At 44.0% G+C, this 19,079-nt stretch carries 13 protein-coding genes; 12 read left to right on the top strand and 1 reads right to left on the bottom strand.

Translation table 11 applies throughout. From position 1 onward, the window contains the following. Positions 1-32 precede the first annotated feature (32 nt). The 7 genes from AB5642_RS02200 to AB5642_RS02170 all read left to right on the top strand — a co-directional run bounded on the left by AB5642_RS02200 (position 33) and on the right by AB5642_RS02170 (position 9,720). The gene (locus tag AB5642_RS02200) at positions 33-719 is read left to right on the top strand and encodes a response regulator transcription factor (RefSeq protein ID WP_173717188.1); all 687 of its coding nucleotides are present in this window, start codon (positions 33-35) and stop codon (positions 717-719) included. Continuing rightward, the gene (locus AB5642_RS02195; RefSeq protein ID WP_118577890.1) at positions 709-1,995 is read left to right on the top strand and encodes a cell wall metabolism sensor histidine kinase WalK; all 1,287 of its coding nucleotides are present in this window, start codon (positions 709-711) and stop codon (positions 1,993-1,995) included. Before AB5642_RS02200 ends, AB5642_RS02195 begins: the two co-directional genes overlap by 11 nt. Next, a complete protein-coding gene (locus tag AB5642_RS02190; protein ID WP_368371430.1) occupies positions 1,992-4,067 on the top strand; it encodes an aryl-sulfate sulfotransferase in 2,076 nt (691 codons plus the stop codon). Before AB5642_RS02195 ends, AB5642_RS02190 begins: the two co-directional genes overlap by 4 nt. Positions 4,068-4,325: 258 nt before the next feature. Further along, positions 4,326-5,114, top strand: a complete 789-nt coding sequence (locus tag AB5642_RS02185) for a DUF4352 domain-containing protein (protein ID WP_195982862.1) — start codon at positions 4,326-4,328, stop codon at positions 5,112-5,114. 110 nt (positions 5,115-5,224) lie between these two features. Next, a complete protein-coding gene (locus AB5642_RS02180; RefSeq protein WP_368371429.1) occupies positions 5,225-7,345 on the top strand; it encodes an aryl-sulfate sulfotransferase in 2,121 nt (706 codons plus the stop codon). Between the two features lie 105 nt (positions 7,346-7,450). Then, positions 7,451-9,526, top strand: coding sequence for an aryl-sulfate sulfotransferase (locus AB5642_RS02175; RefSeq protein ID WP_368371428.1), 2,076 nt, complete (start codon positions 7,451-7,453; stop codon positions 9,524-9,526). Between the two features lie 47 nt (positions 9,527-9,573). Next, positions 9,574-9,720 (top strand): DUF6783 domain-containing protein, encoded by a 147-nt coding sequence (locus AB5642_RS02170; protein WP_368371445.1) that lies wholly within the window; start codon positions 9,574-9,576, stop codon positions 9,718-9,720. On the opposite strand, the gene AB5642_RS02165 is transcribed toward AB5642_RS02170, so the two are convergent. Beyond that, the gene (locus AB5642_RS02165) at positions 9,715-10,620 is read right to left on the bottom strand and encodes an AraC family transcriptional regulator (RefSeq protein ID WP_148461349.1); all 906 of its coding nucleotides are present in this window, start codon (positions 10,618-10,620) and stop codon (positions 9,715-9,717) included. The genes AB5642_RS02170 and AB5642_RS02165 overlap by 6 nt on opposite strands. Before the next feature lie 354 nt (positions 10,621-10,974). Between AB5642_RS02165 and AB5642_RS02160 the strand changes: the two genes are divergently transcribed. The 5 genes from AB5642_RS02160 to AB5642_RS02140 all read left to right on the top strand — a co-directional run bounded on the left by AB5642_RS02160 (position 10,975) and on the right by AB5642_RS02140 (position 19,068). Beyond that, positions 10,975-11,898, top strand: a complete 924-nt coding sequence (locus tag AB5642_RS02160) for a dihydrodipicolinate synthase family protein (RefSeq protein ID WP_118577896.1) — start codon at positions 10,975-10,977, stop codon at positions 11,896-11,898. A gap of 139 nt (positions 11,899-12,037) precedes the next feature. Next, positions 12,038-13,087, top strand: coding sequence for a sialic acid TRAP transporter substrate-binding protein SiaP (locus AB5642_RS02155; protein ID WP_173717183.1), 1,050 nt, complete (start codon positions 12,038-12,040; stop codon positions 13,085-13,087). A 234-nt stretch (positions 13,088-13,321) separates the two neighbouring features. Beyond that, entirely contained in the window at positions 13,322-13,816 is a 495-nt protein-coding gene (locus AB5642_RS02150) for a TRAP transporter small permease (protein ID WP_204454142.1), read from the top strand. Further along, positions 13,813-15,099 (top strand): TRAP transporter large permease, encoded by a 1,287-nt coding sequence (locus AB5642_RS02145; protein ID WP_173772948.1) that lies wholly within the window; start codon positions 13,813-13,815, stop codon positions 15,097-15,099. Before AB5642_RS02150 ends, AB5642_RS02145 begins: the two co-directional genes overlap by 4 nt. A 363-nt stretch (positions 15,100-15,462) precedes the next feature. Beyond that, positions 15,463-19,068, top strand: a complete 3,606-nt coding sequence (locus AB5642_RS02140) for a glycosyl hydrolase (RefSeq protein ID WP_368371427.1) — start codon at positions 15,463-15,465, stop codon at positions 19,066-19,068. Positions 19,069-19,079: the final 11 nt, after the last annotated feature.

Below are 19,079 nucleotides of genomic sequence, written 5' to 3'. Positions count from 1 at the left end.
ATGGGACAGGCTTTAAGAGAGAGGAAAGAGCCGTGAAAAAAATAGAGATTCTTGTTGTAGAGGATGAACCGAAATTAGCACAGACGATTTCTGACTTTCTGAGGATTCAGAACTATGAAGTAGAGACAGCACTGACCGGGAACAAAGCCCTGGAATATTTTTGCCAGAATAAGCAGAAGGTGGATCTGATCCTTCTGGATCTTATGCTGCCGGATATTTCCGGATATACCGTATTGAAAGAGATCAGGAAAATATCGGAGGTTCCGGTTATTATTTTGTCTGCAAGGTCGGCAGTGGCAGACCAGATGAGCGGATTTGAGAAAGGTGCAGATGATTATATCACCAAGCCCTTTACTCTGGCACTTGTGAAAATGCACATTGAGGCGGTGCTGAAGCGTGCCGGGAAGCTGCGGACTATGGTGGAATACAACGATCTGCAGGCAGATGTAAATGCACAGCTTTTATTTTACAAAGGGCAGCATATCCCCACCACCAGGAAGGAATTTGATCTGATGGTTTACTTCATGGAGCATTCGGGAATTGTTCTGCCAAGAGATACCATACTGAATGCGGTGTGGGAATACGATTATACAGGTGATGTGCGGACCATTGATACTCTGGTGAAGCAGCTGCGGAAAAAAATGGGAGAAGGCTGCAATTATATCCGGACTGTTTACGGCGTGGGCTACATCTTCGGGGAGGACATCCATGAAAATTAAAAAAAATTTCTGGAGAGCTGGGAAAGCTCTGTGGATTCAGATTATTGCCTTTGCGGTGGCAGTCATGCTGTATAGCGTGTGCTGTTATCCCATATATACTTCATCAAAGGCCAGAATCATGCGTCAGCTGTATGAAGATATCCATGACATGGATCTTGAGGAACTTAGCGAGGACGACGAAGAAACACTTGGTGATTATCAGAAAGAAAAATTTGAGACTGTAATTGCGAATGAAAATTATGAGCAGATTTATACGTCCAGATCATCTCTGAAGACCACGCATGCCCGTAAGTACATAGAAAACAAAATTGCCCAGTACACAGAAGAAGGAACCCTGGAACAGCGTCGCATGGAATCCAGGCATATTCTGATGTTTCGTGGGAAGATTATACAGGATGGACATACATTCTATGTTTACCTGCGAAAAGATGTTCAGTCAGTTCTGGAAGTGATTGAGGGAACCAGATTATATCTGGCGGTTGTTTTGCTTCTGATGGTGGGATTAAGCTATTTCCTGGAAAAAATGAGTAAAGCAAGTACCGAGAAAAAAGCAAAGCAGTCTGACTATCAGCTTCTGGAAAGCCAGAGAGAATTTGTGGCGAATATTTCCCATGAATTAAAAACACCTCTTGCAGTAGTGTCCAGCCAGGTGGAAATGCTGGAAATCGCAGGAGATAAGATTGATCGTTCCTACTATTATTCTTCCATTCACGAGGAGCTGGACAAAATGTCCAGAATGGTAGGAGAACTCCTTGATTTTTCCATGTTGGACAATCAGATGAGTTCCATGGAAATGAGCCGTGTAAATGTATCAGAAATGATAGAATATCTGCTTCTTCGATATGATGCTATGTTCCGCAAAAACGAGATCAAAGTGGAACAGGAAATCGAAAAGAACTGTTTCGCATACGGAAACCGCATGTATCTGGAAAGAGCAGTAAACAATTATCTGATGAATGCGTTTCAGCACACAGAGCAGGGAAAGCGGATCCGGATTACTCTGAAGAAAGAGAAAAAGCAGATACGTATGGAAGTCTACAACGATGGAGCGCAGATTAAAGAAGAGCAGATGGAGCATATCTGGGACAGCTTTTACACAACTTCCCAGAAGAAGAAACCAGTCACATCTGAGAATGAAGTACGTAACATTGGTCTTGGACTTTTTGTGGTCCGAAAGATTGTGGATAAACATAAAGGAAGCTGCGGAGCTAAAAATATGGAGAACGGAGTGCTGTTCTGGCTTCAGCTTCCGGAAATCAGGGATTTGGGAAAATGAGAAAGTGGAATAAAAAAACAAAAATTGCAGTATTTATTATATTTTTAATTTTAGCTGTGCTGTTTGCCGCTTTATGCTGGAAAAAGCGCCGTGGAATCTATAATACATATATGAAGCTTACTGGTCAGGAGATTCCGTATTCTGTTCAGGAAAAAAGAAGGAAAAAATATGGATATTATGACCAGGAATTGAATGCTTCCATGAATCTGGAGAATCCGGTTTACATAACTGAGAATGACGGTTCTGCAAATGAGATCGAAACAGACATTCCAAAAGAAACCACACGTATAGCATCCTCTTATGAAATCGACCAGCAGCTGCAGGCTGAGCTGGAGAATGGATACAGCTGGGAGGAGCCTATGGTGATCCAGAATCCTTATCAGGTTTCTCCATTGACAGCGGTGATTATTTTCGACACAAAAGAAGAGTGTGCGGTGCGTTTTACGGTCAAGGGAAAAACGGAAGCCGCAGATATCAGCGGAGAAGTGGAATCTGCTGCTTCACACAGAATCCCGGTGATCGGTCTTTACCCGGCAATGGAAAATACAGTTGTTCTGGAGCTTCTGGATAAATCAGGCAAGGTTACAGATTCCCAGGAAATCACTATTACAACGGATGAACTTCCGGATAAACTGGATGATGCTGTGAAACCGGTGAAAACAAGCGGTGAATCTGCCTTTGAACTGACTATGGTATATGGACAGCGGACAACCTTCCCATTTGCTTATGACTGTATGGGAGATATCCGTTGGTACATGAGCGGAGAATTTACTTCTGGAATTTATATGCTGTCAAATAGCAGGATGATAGTTGCCTCCAATGAAGCTTTTATGCCATCCCAGGCCAAACCGCAGACAACCAATCTCTATGAGATGGATTATCTGGGACGCGCCTACACCATGTACTATGTGGCGGGTGGAAATCACCATGAAGTAATCGAAAAAGAGCCGGATGGAAATCTTCTGGTCCTGACCAGTTCCCTGGAAGGTCACATTGAGGACAAAATCCAGGAAATTGACAGACAGACCGGAGAAGTTGTAAATGAACTGATAATGGAAGATATTTTTGGAGGGAAATATGAGGACCGAGTTGACTGGACCCATTTAAACACTGTGTCTTATCAGCCGGAGACAGATACCATTGTGATCAGTCCGCGAAATCTGGAATCTGTAGTCAAATTGAACTGGACGACAAAGGAAATCCAGTGGATACTCTGCGATCCGAGATTCTGGGAAGGCACAGAATATGAGAAATATGTGCTTCAGCCGGAAGGGGATTTTGTTTATCAGTTCCAGCAGCATACTGCCTACCAGCTGGAAACAGATCTGGATGGAGATGACCAGACGGTAGAAGTCAGTATGTTTGATAATCATTATGTAAAAGTACGAAAGTCTGACGTGTTGAAATACTTTGATGGTGAAAAAGAATCTTATCTGTTGGTTTATGCTGTAAATGAAGCAGAAAAGACAGTAAAACAGATTAAAAAGATTCCTACTGTATGGTCTACCATCACTTCTTCTGCTATTTACGATGCTGACAGTAATCATATTTTTGGTATGTGCGGTCATGTGAAGGATTCTGAAGATAAAAGAAGAGGAATGACCTATGAGTTTGACTATGATACAGAAGAGCTGATCAATCAGTTCAGCATCAAAAGCTATTATTACCGCGCATCAGAGATGAAAATTGACTGGAATGATCTGGCAGCAGCCATGGAAATAAAAGACAACTATATTATGGGAGAATTATATCAGCCTGTAAAAGCGACCTGGTTCTTCTGGCAGAAGAAGCCGGAACAGGTACTGGAAGACGGCGAGATTACATTACATCTTACCGGACAGGTGCTTTATGCAGGAGCTTATGATCACCAGATTTCCCAGATCATTTTTCATGGAAAGAAAAATACTTATGTTTATGATACTACAGACATCCGTCTTCATACGAAATCTTACCTGAAGTTCTATGAGAACATTCCGGTACCGCTGCAGGGAATGGAAGCGGATGATTATGAGATTTATGTTGTATATCAGAACGAATTTTATGATTTGGAACAAAATATAAAAATTAAGTGATGTAATGCTGCTGTTCACTGGTAACATTTTGCGAAGCGTGTTGCTGTAAATGGTTGAAACAGTAAAGCTTTAAATTTTTAAATTTTTACAGGCAATATTAAGAAAGTGTTTCTACTTTATTGCGGAACTATGTTATAATAGTTGATAACACGACCAGAGCGTGTTTGAAAAAGGATTCCAGCACATTTTGCAGAATATTTATTTCAAACATGCTCCAGGGAAATAAAGTTATACCAGAAAAATAAAGGGAGTAAAAAAATGAAGAAAAAAGTTTTATTACAGGTAATGGGGGCCGTTCTGGTGGCTGGTTTAATGGCTGGTTGTGGTGGCACAAATGATACAAAGAAAGAAGAGAATACCAAGACAGAAGCTGCCGCAGACAAGGCTGATGCTAAGGAAGAGACTGACAGCACAGAAGCAGAAGATACAAGTGAAGATTCTGCAAGTACTGATTCCGCTGAAGAAGACAGCGCAGAGGCAGATGATACGGCTGCAGAAGCAGAGAGTACAGGTGAGGATTCTGCAAGTAGTGATTCAACAGAAGCAGACAGTGCAGAGGTGGCCGACAGCAAGGAGACAGAAGCAGCAGGCAGTTCTGCTGGTACAGCAGCCAAGACTGCAAACAGCGATGCATACGGCGAGGTTGTTTCCGTAGCAGGATGGAATATTACAGTAGAAGATGTGGAGATCAATTCCTCTCTTGAGAATGTAAGTGTAGAACTTGGCTATACAGGTGTGGAGACAAGCGACTACAAGAAGGAAGCTGACGCAGGTAAGACCTTCTGTATGATTAAGCTGAAGATCGAGAAAGACGGCAGCAAGGAGACTTTGGACTGGGCGAATCTGAAGCTGACTGACAGTGAAGGAAATGAATACAGCAGAATGGATGATGAGTTCATTACAGAGCTTGGTATGACACGTATGGCAGGAACCACTTTGAATTTCGGTTCCAACGAGGGCTGGATCGCATTTGAGATTGACGAGAATGCAGAAGGTCTGGAGCTTAGCTATCCATTTGAGGCAGAGGAATATCACTGCGCATTATAAGGATGATAGAAAATGCAGACAATCCGTCAGCTACCATGACGGTGGTATGAAAATGCGGATTTTGTATTAGATCGTGTTTGAGAAATCATAAAATTGCACAGGAGGCTGGCATGAAGAATAAAAGATATCGGGAACTGGCTGCAATACTTGTAATGATGACAATGACAGCGGGTTCTATTACTACAGTTGCAGCAGAAACAGAAACTGCAGCAGAGGAAGAAACTGCAGCAGAGACAGAACCTGCGGCAGAAGCCACAGCAGAGACTGAAACTGCAGATGAGACGGAAACAGAAACTGCAGGGGATGCAGATTCCGAGGCAGCAGAAACAGCAGATACCAAGTCTCAGGCGGCAGCCCTGGAAGTAACTGACCGGTTTGCACAGCAGACTGCTGTTGATGAAGCACTTCTTCAGGAGGCATCAAACGGCTACAGTCTTGATGAGGCACTAATTGTAGTCAATCCATATGGAATGTCCCCTTTAAGTGCAGTTGCCGTTTTTTCCACAGAGGAAGCCTGCGGCGGAACTGTTACTGTGAAAGGGAAATCCGCAGAGAACGATGTGACGGGGACTTTTGAGGAGGCAACGGAGCATATCGTCCCGATTTATGGTCTTTACAACAATGATACCACAGAGGTTGAAATCACTCTGGATGATGGGACTTCTGCTACCTTTGAAGTAACCACAGAAGATATAGGTGTTGATTACGGTACAATCCAGACAGAGATGAAAAGCGAGGCAAGTTACGATTATTCGAACCTGACTTTTGTCTGCTCCACTATGGGAACCCTGTATGGAGTAGATGCGGACGGAGATATCAGATTCTTTACCAATATTGGCGGAACTCTCGGAGTTCACCAGCTGGAGAACGGGCATCTTCTCATGCCTGCATCCTATGTGCTGAAGAGCAGCTACTATAAAGAAGGAATGATCGAAGTCGACCTTCTGGGAAAAATTTACCGCGAATACATGATTCCTGGTGGCCAGCATCACGATTTCGTGGAGCTTCCGGATGGCAATCTCCTGGTGGCTTCTGACAGCCCGGACTTAAGCACAGTTGAGGACTACGTGGTAGAAATTGACCGCGAGACCGGTGCTGTTGTATGGGAGCTTGACATGAAAGATCTCATCAGCCAGGAAGATGGACAGTCTGCTTCTATGGATTCAGACGGAAGTGAGGAAGCTGACTGGTTCCATAATAATGGTCTTGCCTATGATGCAGAGAATGATCTGGTTCTTCTTTCTGCAAGACACAAAGATGCCATTGTAGCAGTAAATAAAGAGGACAAATCCCTGGCATGGATCCTTGGAGATCCTACAGGCTGGGATGGTGTGGATCCGTCTTACTTCTTTACTCCGGAAGGAGAAGATTTCGAATGGTTCTATGCACAGCATAATGTTTCCATTCTGGATAATGGAGATATTGCTCTTTTTGACAATGGTACTGCCAAGGTAAAACGTGTGGATGGCGATAACCGTGTAAGTGGTGATAACGTATATTCCCGTGCGGTTGTTTATCAGATTGATACAGAGAACATGACCGTTTCCCAGGTAACTGAGTATGGTAAAGAGCGAGGCGCCGACTGGTATTCGGACTGGATTTCAGGTGTGGCTTCCCTGGATGGAACACAGGATCATCTGTGGATCACAGCTGGCTCCCACCTGCATAGCGATGAAGAAAACCGCAGTGATTATTACCCGAAAGATATGTTTGTACAGGGACTGACCAAGACCACACATATTGACCAGGTAGATAATGGAGAACTGAGCTTTGAGCTGACGATCTCCGGTGATACTTATAATGCGCTGACCTATCGTTCTTTCCGCATGCCTCTTTATACAGAAGGCAAATATGATCCGTTGGCAGTTCCGGAGGTGCTTGGTTCTCTTGGAGAGACAAGTTATGAGGAAAGCAGCATTGATGTGAGCACTGCAGAGGCTTTGCCAGATGGCTGGAATTTCCTGCTGGATGGAAGCAAGATCAGTGTGAACGGAAGCTTCCTGACCAAGACCGCAGCAGCAGATCTGCAGGCTGGAAAGATGATACTGGTAAGCGGTGAGTCCCAGAGAGCTTATCAGCTGACACAGACTCCTTCTGAAGGAGATGACGGAACAAATGTTACAGTTAAGGGCTGGACGGCAGTTGACGGGCTGGAAGGTCAGAAATGGGATATTTATCTGGAACTGGACGGTGTTCTTTATAATACGGGATATATGTACAGCCAGGCATAAGTATAAGATTTGTCAATTTGGGTTCAAGAGTTTTGAACCCATTTTGACGTTACAGGCTTTGCAGTCTGTACGGACGTAACGACAAAAATTTGAGGAGCTTACAGTATGAAAAAATGGAGCAACAAGAAAAAAATTACCATTCTGCTACTGTTTCTGGTGCTGCTTGCATTGTTTGCAGGTCTTTGCTGGAAAAAGCGACGGGGAATTTATAATACTTACATGAAACTTACTAATCAGGAAATTCCCTATTCTGTAAAAGAAAAACGGAAGAAAAAATATGGCTATTACGGTCAGAAGCTGAATGTTACCATGGATGTGGACGACACGATTTCCATTCAGGAAAACGATGATTCCGCGAATGATATCCAGACAGAAATCCCTCAGACGAAAACACTGGTGGCGACCTCCTATGAGATTGACCAGCAGCTGCAGGCAGAGCAGGAAAATGGATATACATGGGATGATCCTATGGTTATTCTCAACCCATATCAGATTTCCCCATTAACTGCAGTAGTACTTTTTGACACAGAAGAAGAGTACGGAGTGCGCTTTACGGTGAAAGGAAAAACTGCAGCAGCGGACATCAGCGGAGAGGTAGATGCGGCCAGTTCACACAGAGTGCCCATCATCGGTCTTTATCCGGGAGAGGATAATACAGTAGTACTGGAACTTCTGGATGATTCCGGCAGAGTGAAGGATTCCCAGGAGATCACCATTACGACAGAAGCTTTGCCGGAGTCTCTTACGGATGTGATCGAACCTGTGGAGACCAGTGGAGAATCTGCATATGATCTGACCATGGTTTACGGACAGAGCACTCATCTTCCTTTTGCATATGACTGCATGGGAGATATTCGCTGGTATATGAACAAAGAGACTGGAAATTATGGTCTTTACATGCTTTCCAACTGCAGAATGATCTGGCAGGATACTGCCGGATATGTTCCGAACCTGGAGAAGCCCCAGTCTACTAATCTTTATGAGCTGGATTATCTGGGAAGAGCTTACAACATGTATTATCTTTCCGGCGGAAGCCACCATGAGGTAATTGAGAAGGAGCCAGGAGGAAATCTTCTGGTGCTTACAAGCTCCATGCAGAGCCACTGTGAAGATAAAATTGAGGAGATCGACCGACAGACAGGTGCGGTGGTAAATGAACTGAAACTTCAGGATATTATTAAATGTAAATACGAAAATCTGGTTGACTGGGCACATATTAATACAGTTTCCTATCAGCCGGAGACAGATACCATTCTGCTCAGCGTCCGCAACCTGGAATCTGTGATCAAGGTAAACTGGACAACCAAGGAAATCCAGTGGATTCTTTGTGATCCAAGATTCTGGGAAGGTACAGATTATGAAAAATATGTGCTGAAAGCAGATGGTGATTTCATTTATCAGTTCCAGCAGCATACAGCATATCAGATTGATACAGATCTGGACAGTGATGACCAGACTGTGGAAATCACCATGTTTGACAATCATTTCCTGTGGAGAAGGAAGAAAGATATCGACTATTATGATAAGACGGAGGAATCCTACCTGCTGGTATATTCTGTAAATGAGGCAGAAGGTACTGTGAAGCAGATTAAGAAGATTCCTACGGTATGGTCCAAGATTACATCCGCAGCGATTTATGATGCTGACAGCAATCATTTCTTTGGAATGTGCGGTCATGTGGCAAATGCAGAAAACGGCTGGAAGGGAATGACCTACGAGTTTGACTATGATACAGAGAAGGTTCTGAATCAGTACTGTCTTAAGAAAACCTTTTACCGTGCAGAGGAAATGCGGATTGATTACAACGATCTTGCAAGTCCTATGGAGCTGGATGAAAATTATATCAAAGGAGAATTGTGGCAGCCAGTGAAGACCTGGAAATGGCTGTGGAACAAGAAACCGGACCAGGTGCTTCCGGCAGATACCCTGACATATAACATCACAGGAAAAGTGCTTTATATAGGAACTTATGATCATCAGATCTCCCAGATCATTTTCAAAGGGGAGAAGAACACTTATGTTTATGATACAACAGAGGTTCGTCTGCATATGGAAACCTATCTGGATTTCTATGAAAATATCCCGGTGCCTCTTCAGGGAATGAATGCAGATAATTATGAAATCTACGTCATGTATCAGGACGGATTTTATGATACACAGCAGACCTTTGCAATCAATTAAACAGGTGATATTGCAAAGCCAGTGAATAGTAAGAGTATTGAGCCCGGATTCAGCTGCCGCAGCTGAATCCGGGAAAATATACCGCAAAGCAGGGAGCGCAGATTGTGGGAATGATTTTTCAAACACGCTCTGGACGCGGAATAAAAAAATGCTGCAAAATCATTTTTGCAATGATTTTGCAGCATTTTCTATGACTGGGAAAAGCTTTTGCGGTATGCTGCCGGGCTGTAGCTCAGAGTTTTTTTGAAAACAGAGCAGAAGTAATTGCTGGAAGAAAAGCCCAGCTGGTAAGCAATATCTGTAATGGAATCATCTGTAGTCTTCAGAAGCATCTGTGCCCGATCCATTTTCTGGAGGGTAATGTATTCCGCAGGGGTAATTCCCAGTTCCTCTTTAAATTTGGCTTTAAAACGGGAAAGAGAATAGTTGGATGCCTGGGCAAGCTCCTGAAGTGTAATGGGGCTTTCAATATTCTGTTCAATGTATTTCAGCGCATGTCCGATGTCACTGTTCAGCTGTTCATTGATCTCTTCCTGGGCTGGAACTGCAGTCAGGTAGTTCAGGCTGGCAAGTACACAGGTCAGATACTGGACACCGGCAATGGAGTCGCCTTCTGTTCCGTAAGAAATCAGGTTAAAAGCAGTACGCAGCATGGAAATCTGGGAACTGCCTACATGGTACAGGTGCTGATCCATATTCAGAAGCCGATGGCACAAAATATTGCTGTAATGCTGGTTCAGACCAAGGAAATTATCGTGCTCCTTCAGATCCAGCTGCATTGCAAAAAATTCGCAGCGGTTCTGGGCAATATGTCCTGTAGTATGAAGCTCATAAGGTCTGGTGATAAAAAGGTTATTTCCGGTAGCACAGTAGCTGGTGCGGACGCCGCCTTTCATAACGTAAGTCTTGCGCTGGCCTTTCACCATGAAATGAAGCTCGATGATATCAGAGTGATAATGCAGAGGAACCGGAACGCCAGGTGCCATAGGTGTAAAATGAGAAAGATTTCTAAGCCCCGGGATCTTATGTTTATCTGCTGTTAATATTTTTTTATGTTCGTTCCATATGTAATCGTCAAATATTTCCTGTTCCATTCAAGTCGCCTCTTCTTATGTCCGTGAATTATTGTGTTGCAGTCTGTTTTACTACTGTTCACTGGTAACGTTCCGCGAAGTGTGTTACTGTGAACGAAGTGAACCGTAACTCTGTTTTGTTTACCGCACTATGTTTTGCTGGTTTGTATTCTTTTTTGTACAAAGTTATAAAATAGTACTAAATATTTTGCTGAAAGCAATTTCAAATTATTTATATTATACTATAGTCACAGTTGAAAAGCAATTGCGCGGTTGCAGTGGATAGTAAATGTTGTTGTTCATTCCGTTCATAAAAACACATCGCGGAACGTTACCGGTGAACAGCAACAAGTAAACATCAAGAGGGAGAAGAGCATGAAAAAAACAATTGCAGGCGGCGTATGGCCGGTTATGATCACACCTTTTACAGAGGACAACAGGATCGACTATGATGCAGTCCTTCGAATCATTGAGTGGTATGACAAGAACGGTGTTGACGGAATCTTCGCAGTATGTCAGTCCAGTGAAATGTTTGAGCTGAGCCCACAGGAGAGAGTGGAACTTGCAAAATTTATTATCAATAATACACCAAAGCACATGGGAGTAATTGCTTCCGGACATTGCGCTGAGAAGGTAGAGGATCAGATCCGCGAAGCTCAGACTGTAATCGATGCCGGTGTAGATGCATATGTTTTCATTTCCAATCAGTTTGCAAAAGAGAACGAGAGCGAAGATGTAGCTAAGAAAAATATTGAATATCTTCTGGATCACATTGATGGAGATATGTTCGGTGTTTATGAGTGCCCGGCACCATACAAGAGACTTCTTTCACCAGAGCTTCTCAAATGGTGTGCAGAGACTGAGAAATTTGCATTCCTGAAAGACACCTGCTGTGATCTTGATCAGCTGGAAGCAAAATGCAAAGCAGTTGAGGGCACCGGATTAAAGATCTTCAATGCAAATGCAGCAACACTTCTTCGCAGCATGGAAATGGGATGTGCAGGATACTCAGGAGTTATGGCAAACTTCCATCCGGATCTTTATGTATGGCTTTGCAAGAACTATAAAGAGCAGCCGGAGAAAGCACAGGAGCTTATGAACTTCCTTGGCGCTGCTTCCATGGTTGAGTGCCAGGTATATCCGGTAAACAGCAAATACCATATGAATCTGGTAGGTGTGCCGATGACACTTCAGTCAAGAAGACAGGATTATAAGCTTCTTACAGGAAGCAAGAAATTAGAGATCGAAGAGTTCTGTGCGATCACAGAGACCTTCCGCAAGAGCTTTTTTGGAAAGTAATCAGAGATAACTGCCGGAACGGTGGGGACCGTGAGGCCGGCTGAAAGGTATTTCTTAAGATTTGTAATTGGGGTTACAAATATACGTGAAAAAAGGGAAACAAAAACACATAGTGTGTAAAAATCAGGAGGATGAGAGAATGAAAAAAAGATTAATGGCAGCAGTATTATCAACAGCTATGGCAGCAACAATGCTGTTAACAGGAAGCATCAGTGTACAGGCAGCAGATGCTGCAGCAGCAAATGACCCGGCAGTAGAGCTGATCTTTACATCAGTATCTGTAAGCGGTGACTCCCATACAGAGGCTATGTATGAGTTTGCAGATAAAGTAGAGGAATTATCCGGTGGTTCCGTAACATGTAAATGCTACGATAACGGTTCTCTGTTCTCTTCTGAGAACGAGTTCGATGCTCTTCTTAACGGAGATGCAGATCTGGCATATATTTCCTTCCCGACAATTGCAACACAGATTCCGTCTTACAGTATGTTTGCTTCCGGATATCTGTTCAGCTCCTATGAGCATATGACAAGCGTTCTCAACGGTGACATCGGACTTAACAAGATCCGTCCACAGATTGAAGAGACACTGAACATCAAACCTCTTTCCAGCTTCTATCTTGGAAGCCGTGTAATCAACACAAGAGAGAAAGAAATCAACAGCTACGATGACATGAACGGATTACTTCTCCGTATGCCGAACTCCGAAGCATGGCTGTTCCTTGGTGAGGCACTTGGTGCAAACCCGACACCACTTTCCTTCAGTGAGCTGTATACTGCACTTCAGACTGGCGCTGTAGATGCACAGGATAACCCGCTTCCAAGTATCGAGAGTGCAAAATTCTATGAAGTAACAAAATACATCGCAATCACAAACCACGTTGTTGACTCCATCATGCCATGTATCAACGGTGACACATGGAACAGCATGACAGAGGCTCAGCAGGAAGCTGTTACTGAGGCTATGGAATATGCAAGAGACGTAAACGATACAGCAAGACTTGACAGAGAGGCTGAACTGATCAAATTCTTTGAGGAGAAGGGACTTACTGTTACATATCCTGACATCAACGAGTTTAAAGAAAAAGTTCAGGCTAAGTATATGGAAAACGAAGATATGATCAAAGACTGGGATATGGATCTTTACAACGAAATCCAGGCTATGGCTGATACAACAACCGCAGAAGAGTAAACTGAATTGTCGTGACAACAGGCAAGACATAGTGCTTAGCTATGAATTGACAGCAAAACTTGAGACATCTGTCTGACTTATAACAAAGAAAAGTCCCAGGCTGTGTGTACGGCCTGGGCTTTTTAACAAAGAACAGATTTTTTGCCTGTCTGCACAGGTGAAACCTTTTGCAGTAGTGTATGCAAAAGGGAACAAACCGATGGCAGAAAAGTGAATCTGAGAGGAGAGGAAACTGTGGATAATTTCAAAAAGATCGGGAAAAAGATCGTCGATTTCCTTGGCGTTTTTATCCCAAACATTACGTTTTTGGTAATTTTCCTTACCTTTATGGTAACAATCGTATCCAGATATTTTTTCAAAACCCCTGTAACATGGAGTTATGAGGTATCTGTTCTGGGTTACATGTGGACCATGTTCTTCGGCGTTGGTAAGGCAATGGAAGCTGATGAACACGTAGTATTTGGTCTGGTTTACGATGCTGTAAAACCTCGTACCCAGTTTATTTTTAAAGTAGTTTACAATACATTTCTTTTAATCCTGCTGGTAACCTGTTTTGTACCGTGTTTCCAGTCCTTGGTTGGAAAGAAAATGGTAACAGGAGTTCTGAAGCTTCCATATACAGTTGTTTTTGCACCATTTATGTATATGCTGGCTGAGATCATCGTCAGAACCTGTATCAATATCAGAAATGCATTTAAAGAATACAAGGAAGGAGGAAAAGAATCATGAGTATGCCGATTATTATGCTGTTTGTGGTTATGGCGATCTGCTTCATAATCCGTATGCCTGTTTCTTTTTCCATGCTTGCAGCTTCTATTACATATTTTCTGCTTGCAGCTCCGGACAAACTGGGCCAGGTATTTACCGTTATCACTGGTAACATGTTTGCAAACTATACCATGCTTGCAGCGCCGCTGTTTATTTTCATGGCAAATGTGCTGAATGAAGGTGAGGTAACAGACAAGCTGTTCTCTTTCTGTAATGGTCTTCTTGGAAGATTAAAAGGTGGTACAGCACAGGTTAACGTATTTATTTCCCTTATTTTCTCAGGTATGACCGGTTCTGCTATCGCAGATGCTTCCGGTATTGGTCTGATGGAGATCGACCAGATGAAAAAAGAGGGCTACGACGCAGAGTTTAGCTGTGCCATCACAGCCGCTTCTGCAACGGTAGGACCAATTTTCCCGCCAAGTATTCCGATGGTTATTTACGCTATGTTATCCGGTGCTTCCATTGGTAAGCTGTTTATGGGAGGTATGGTTCCTGGCGTTTTACTTGCCATTCTTCTTATGATCTATGTTGCGTTTATTTCTCATAAGAGAAATTATCCGGCTGGTGTGGTCATGAGCAAGAGAGAGTTTCTGAGAGCTACATTGCAGGCTCTTCCGGCACTGTTTACAGTTGTTATTCTTCTTGGTGGAATTTATTCCGGTATCTGTACTCCTACAGAGGCTGGTGCTGTTGCTTCTGCATACGCACTGATCATTTCTGCACTGATTTACAAAACACTGGGATGGAAAAAGCTTTGGGGTATCATAAAGAAATCCGCTGCCAACACAGCTACACTGGCTCTCCTTTGCGGAACTTCCATGCTGTTCTCTTATATTATCTCTCTGGAGCAGGTTCCGAGAGTTGTTGCAAGCCTGGTTATGGGAATCACAGATAACAAGTACATTTTCCTGTTTATCGTAAACATCGTATTCCTGCTTCTTGGCTGTGTACTTGATGTAAGTACGATCCAGCTGGTATTCGTACCAATGGTTCTTCCGCTGGTACAGGCTATGGGTATTGACCTTGTTCATTTCGGCGTTGTAATCTGCCTGAACATGATGATCGGTCTTTCCACACCGCCATTTGGTATGCTGTTGTTTATTGTTTCGGGACTTGGAAAAACGAAGATCAAGGGTGTTATACGTGAGATTTTGCCGATGGTACTTATTATGATCGGGTTGTTGTTCCTGGTTACTTATGTACCGGATATTATTATGTTTATACCTAACAACTTCATGTAAAATATGAACTTGGGTAGTATGAAAGGGACTGTTTTGCAGTCCCTTTTGTTGTATCGGGAGGCACGGTTACCCGGACGCACTTTCGCAGCTGATATTCCACGCGGGGCGGTGCAACACTGCGGCGAGCTAACTGCTAACTACGACTAAATCGTTCAGGAGAGCCTTCACGATTAAGTCTTCGTAAGCAGTGGATCTCGCCTCCGTTAAGGGCGCACCTGGAAATGCCCCGCTTAGGAATATCAGTTGCGAAAACGCTGTGTATTGGTAACGAATGGATACAATAAAAGCGACGGTGCTGGTGATGATGGAATAGGGAATTTAGAACAATAATGTAATGTGGGACTATAAGAGGAGGACATAAGGATGGGCACATTGGATAAGGTAAAGGGATTGGTTGAGAATCCGCCGAAGGAGTATCGGAGTGCTCCTTTCTGGGGGTGGAATGACAGGCTTCAGAAGGAGAATCTGGGAGAGCAGATAGAGGGATTTAAGAAGGCGGGGATGGGGGGATTTTTTATTCATTCCCGTGAAGGGCTGGAGACGGAGTATCTTTCCACAGAGTGGATGGAGGATGTGAAGTTTTGTGTGGATAAAGCCCGGGAAAATGATCTGGAGCTGTGGATATATGATGAGGATAAATGGCCGTCGGGGGCTGCAGGAGGTAAGGTCAGCAGGGTAAATCCAGCGGAGTTTACAGCCAGGGCACTGACGATGGAGTGCGGGAAAGCCGGGGAGGTGGCGGTACCGGCGAAGCTAAGTATCGAGGAAGAAAGGATAGTTACCGGGGACTCGGATTCGTTAATGTGTGGCGGGAATCGAAGCGTGGACGAAAATTCCATGTCTGGCAGGAACGGCGGTGAAGATTTGGCAGTGGAAGAAACTATGGAGACAGAGTTTCTTCAAGGTATTTATGTGATTCAGACAGAAGCGGACGGCAGATTTATTAAGAGGATGAAAGAATATCTGACTTATGAGGAAGCTGCTGGAGCTTGCGGTGTTGATGAAGAGATTCTGCTTCTGCGCCAGGAGATTTCTGGTAAGAGTGAGTGGTACAACGGCTTGATGCCGCCAGATAATCTGAATCCGGAGAGCGTGAAGACATTTTTGAAGTTGACCCATGAGCATTATGAGGAAGTGTTTGGCGGAAGTTTTCCAAAAGAGGTGAAAGGATTTTTCACAGATGAACCAAACTGCTGTGATTTCTTCAGCGTTTTCCATGAAGGCAGACCGTGGATTCCGTGGAGTATTGGATTTACAGAGTATTTTATTGAAAAGAGAGGATATGATCCGCAGGAGAAGCTGCCTTATCTGTTTTTTGATGGGGAAGGGGCGGAGAAGATCCGTCATGATTATTGGAAGACGGTGGCGCAGCGTTTCGAAGAAAGTTATATGAAACAGGTTTATGAGTGGTGTGATAAACGGGGACTTCGTACTACGGGACATATTTTATATGAGAACGACCTGGGCTATCAGACTCGTGTGTGCGGTGCGGCGATGCCTCAGCTTCGTTATCTGCATAATCCTGGAATTGATCTTCTTGGCGCACAGACGGATGAGTATCTGACTGTGAAACAGTGTGCAAGCGTGGCACATCAGTATGAACGTTCCATGACCATCAGTGAGGCTTACGGCTGCACTGGCTGGGAGCTGGATTTTTCTACTCAGAAATGGCTGGGAGACTGGCAGTTCGCGCTTGGAATTACGAGACGTTGTCAGCATCTTGCCCTGTATTCCATTACTGGCTGCAGGAAGAGGGACTATCCGCCGGTTTTCAACTATCAGAATACCTGGTGGGATGACAATGATAAGATGGAGAATTATTTTGGTCGTCTGGCGCTGTGTCTTTCTCAGGGTGAGCCGGTGCGGAAGGTGCTGATGATCCATCCGATTTCCAGCATCTGGACCGAGTGCCGCAGTGACCGGGCGGAGGATTTCAATCATCTGGAAATGAATATGGGATGGCTGGATGAGCATATTACTTCTTTAAATCGAAAAGGTGAGTATTATAACCGGATCGCAAAAGCGCTGACTGCAGGGCATGTGGATTTTGATTTTGGAGATGAGATCCTGTTGGAGCAGGACGGCAAGGTTGAGGATGGAATGTTTGTGGCAGGAAAGTGCAGCTATCAGGTGGTTGTGGTTCCGGGAGTGAGCAATCTGTTTGCAAACACGGTGAAGCTGTTGAAGGAATTTCTTGCAGCTGGTGGAATGGTGATCTGGCTGAAGCCGTATCCGGTGATGATTGAAGGAGAACGGATTGGTAGTAAGCAGATCTGCGTTGCTAAGAGATGGGATAAAAAAATAGACAGTGAAGATGTAAATGAAGAGAAATCTGACCGCAGGAAAGTGTGTGGAAAATATGGTGATATCCGGGATGTTTTAGATGAGGAAGCATTTGTTCATACGGTTGAGCATGAATGGGAGCTGACGGAAGCTGTGGCGAAATGCACCGGAAAAGATTTTACTGTGCGAAATGCCAGCGGCGCAGAGGATGGCGAGATTCTTTCCATGCTGAGAAAGACAGAAGATGGACATATTCTTTTCCTGACAAATCACGATCGGAACAATGCACATCAGGTTTACATAAAACTAGACTGTGGAGACGCTGTGGAAGAGCTTGACCCGCTGACAGGGGAAGTTAGTGAGGTGGAAACTGTTGCGGATGGAGAGGGCGTTTGCTTTACCAGGACATTCGAGACGGGGATGAGCCGAATTTATTTTGTGAAGAAAATAATGAGGGCCGGTCAGATTATTAAAGAGAAATATAGTGTTGAAAACAAATGTGGAGTTGTGGAAGACACTACTGCTGTGGACTTGGCGGCTGTTTCTGATGGCGTAAATGCGGTGCATGAAATGACAGTGAGCAAAGCTGCCACATTCCCATACAGACATCCGCATTACACAGATCCCGTATTGGCTACATTTGGTCCGGACGCGAAATTAAGAAGAACTATGGAGAATGTGCTGACGATAGATAAATGTACTTATGAGCTGGGGACTGCTTCAGCAAATAAAATTTGTGACGGAAATGCTATGGTGGAAGATAAAGATCTCGACGCAATTGTAGAGCAGGTATCAGAATTCAGACATGGCAGCGGACTGTCAGAAGCAGGAAGCGTCTATGAGTCCGCAGAGATGGAAATCTGGCAGGCGCAGAAGGAAATTCGTGAGAAATTGCGCATGCAGCAGGTTTATTATAACGGTGCACCTCAGCGATATACCTGGGTGGATCAGCCACATCCGGCAGATGGAACACCATTTGCCATGCATTTCCGGTTTAATGTTGCAGAAGGCATTTCCAGTGAATGCAGTTTTGTGATTGAGAAGCCTTATGACCTGGAAGTTTACTTCGATGGCGTGAAATGTGCGCAGACCGGCAAGTGGTTTATTGACAAAGACATGCGTTGCTTCGGACTTCCTGCTTTGAGTAAAGGGGGGCATTGGATTACCATAAAAGGTAGCTACGACCAAAAGCGGGAACTGGAAGACGTATTCGTAATTGGAAATTTCGCCGTAGATATGTCCGGCAATATTTCCAGGGAAAAAGAAATTCTGCATACTGGCGACTGGAGTATGCAAGGTTATGTAAACTATCCGGGAGGAATGATTTATCAGTACAAGGTACCGAGGCTAATCTCCGATAAGCAGGTTCTTCTTCATTTGGGTGAGTGGAGAGGTACCCTTCTGAAAGTCAGAGTAAATGGCAAGGAAGCTGGTTTTCATTTCGAAAAGAAGAACTGTGTCACAGATGTAACTGGTCTTTTCGAAAAAGAAGAGAACACTCTGGAAATCGAGGTTTCCGGAAGCCCAAGAAACATGTTCGGTCCATTCCACCAGTCCTACACCGGCTGCAGCCGAATCAGCTGGGCTGATTTCCGCACCGAGGGAATGTTCCATACGGATGGGAAGGTGCTGAAGCCTTATGGTATGATGGGGCAGAGTTATATTTGTGAGTATGAAGAGCAGTAAAAAATAACAGG

This window comes from Ruminococcus sp. 1001136sp1_2201st1_G3_2201SCRN_220225 (genome assembly GCF_040924365.1).
Taxonomy (GTDB): Bacteria; Bacillota; Clostridia; order Lachnospirales; family Lachnospiraceae; genus Blautia_A; species Blautia_A faecis.
The sequence above is the reverse complement of the archived record's forward strand: the minus strand, read 5'-3'. Positions and strand labels throughout refer to the sequence as shown.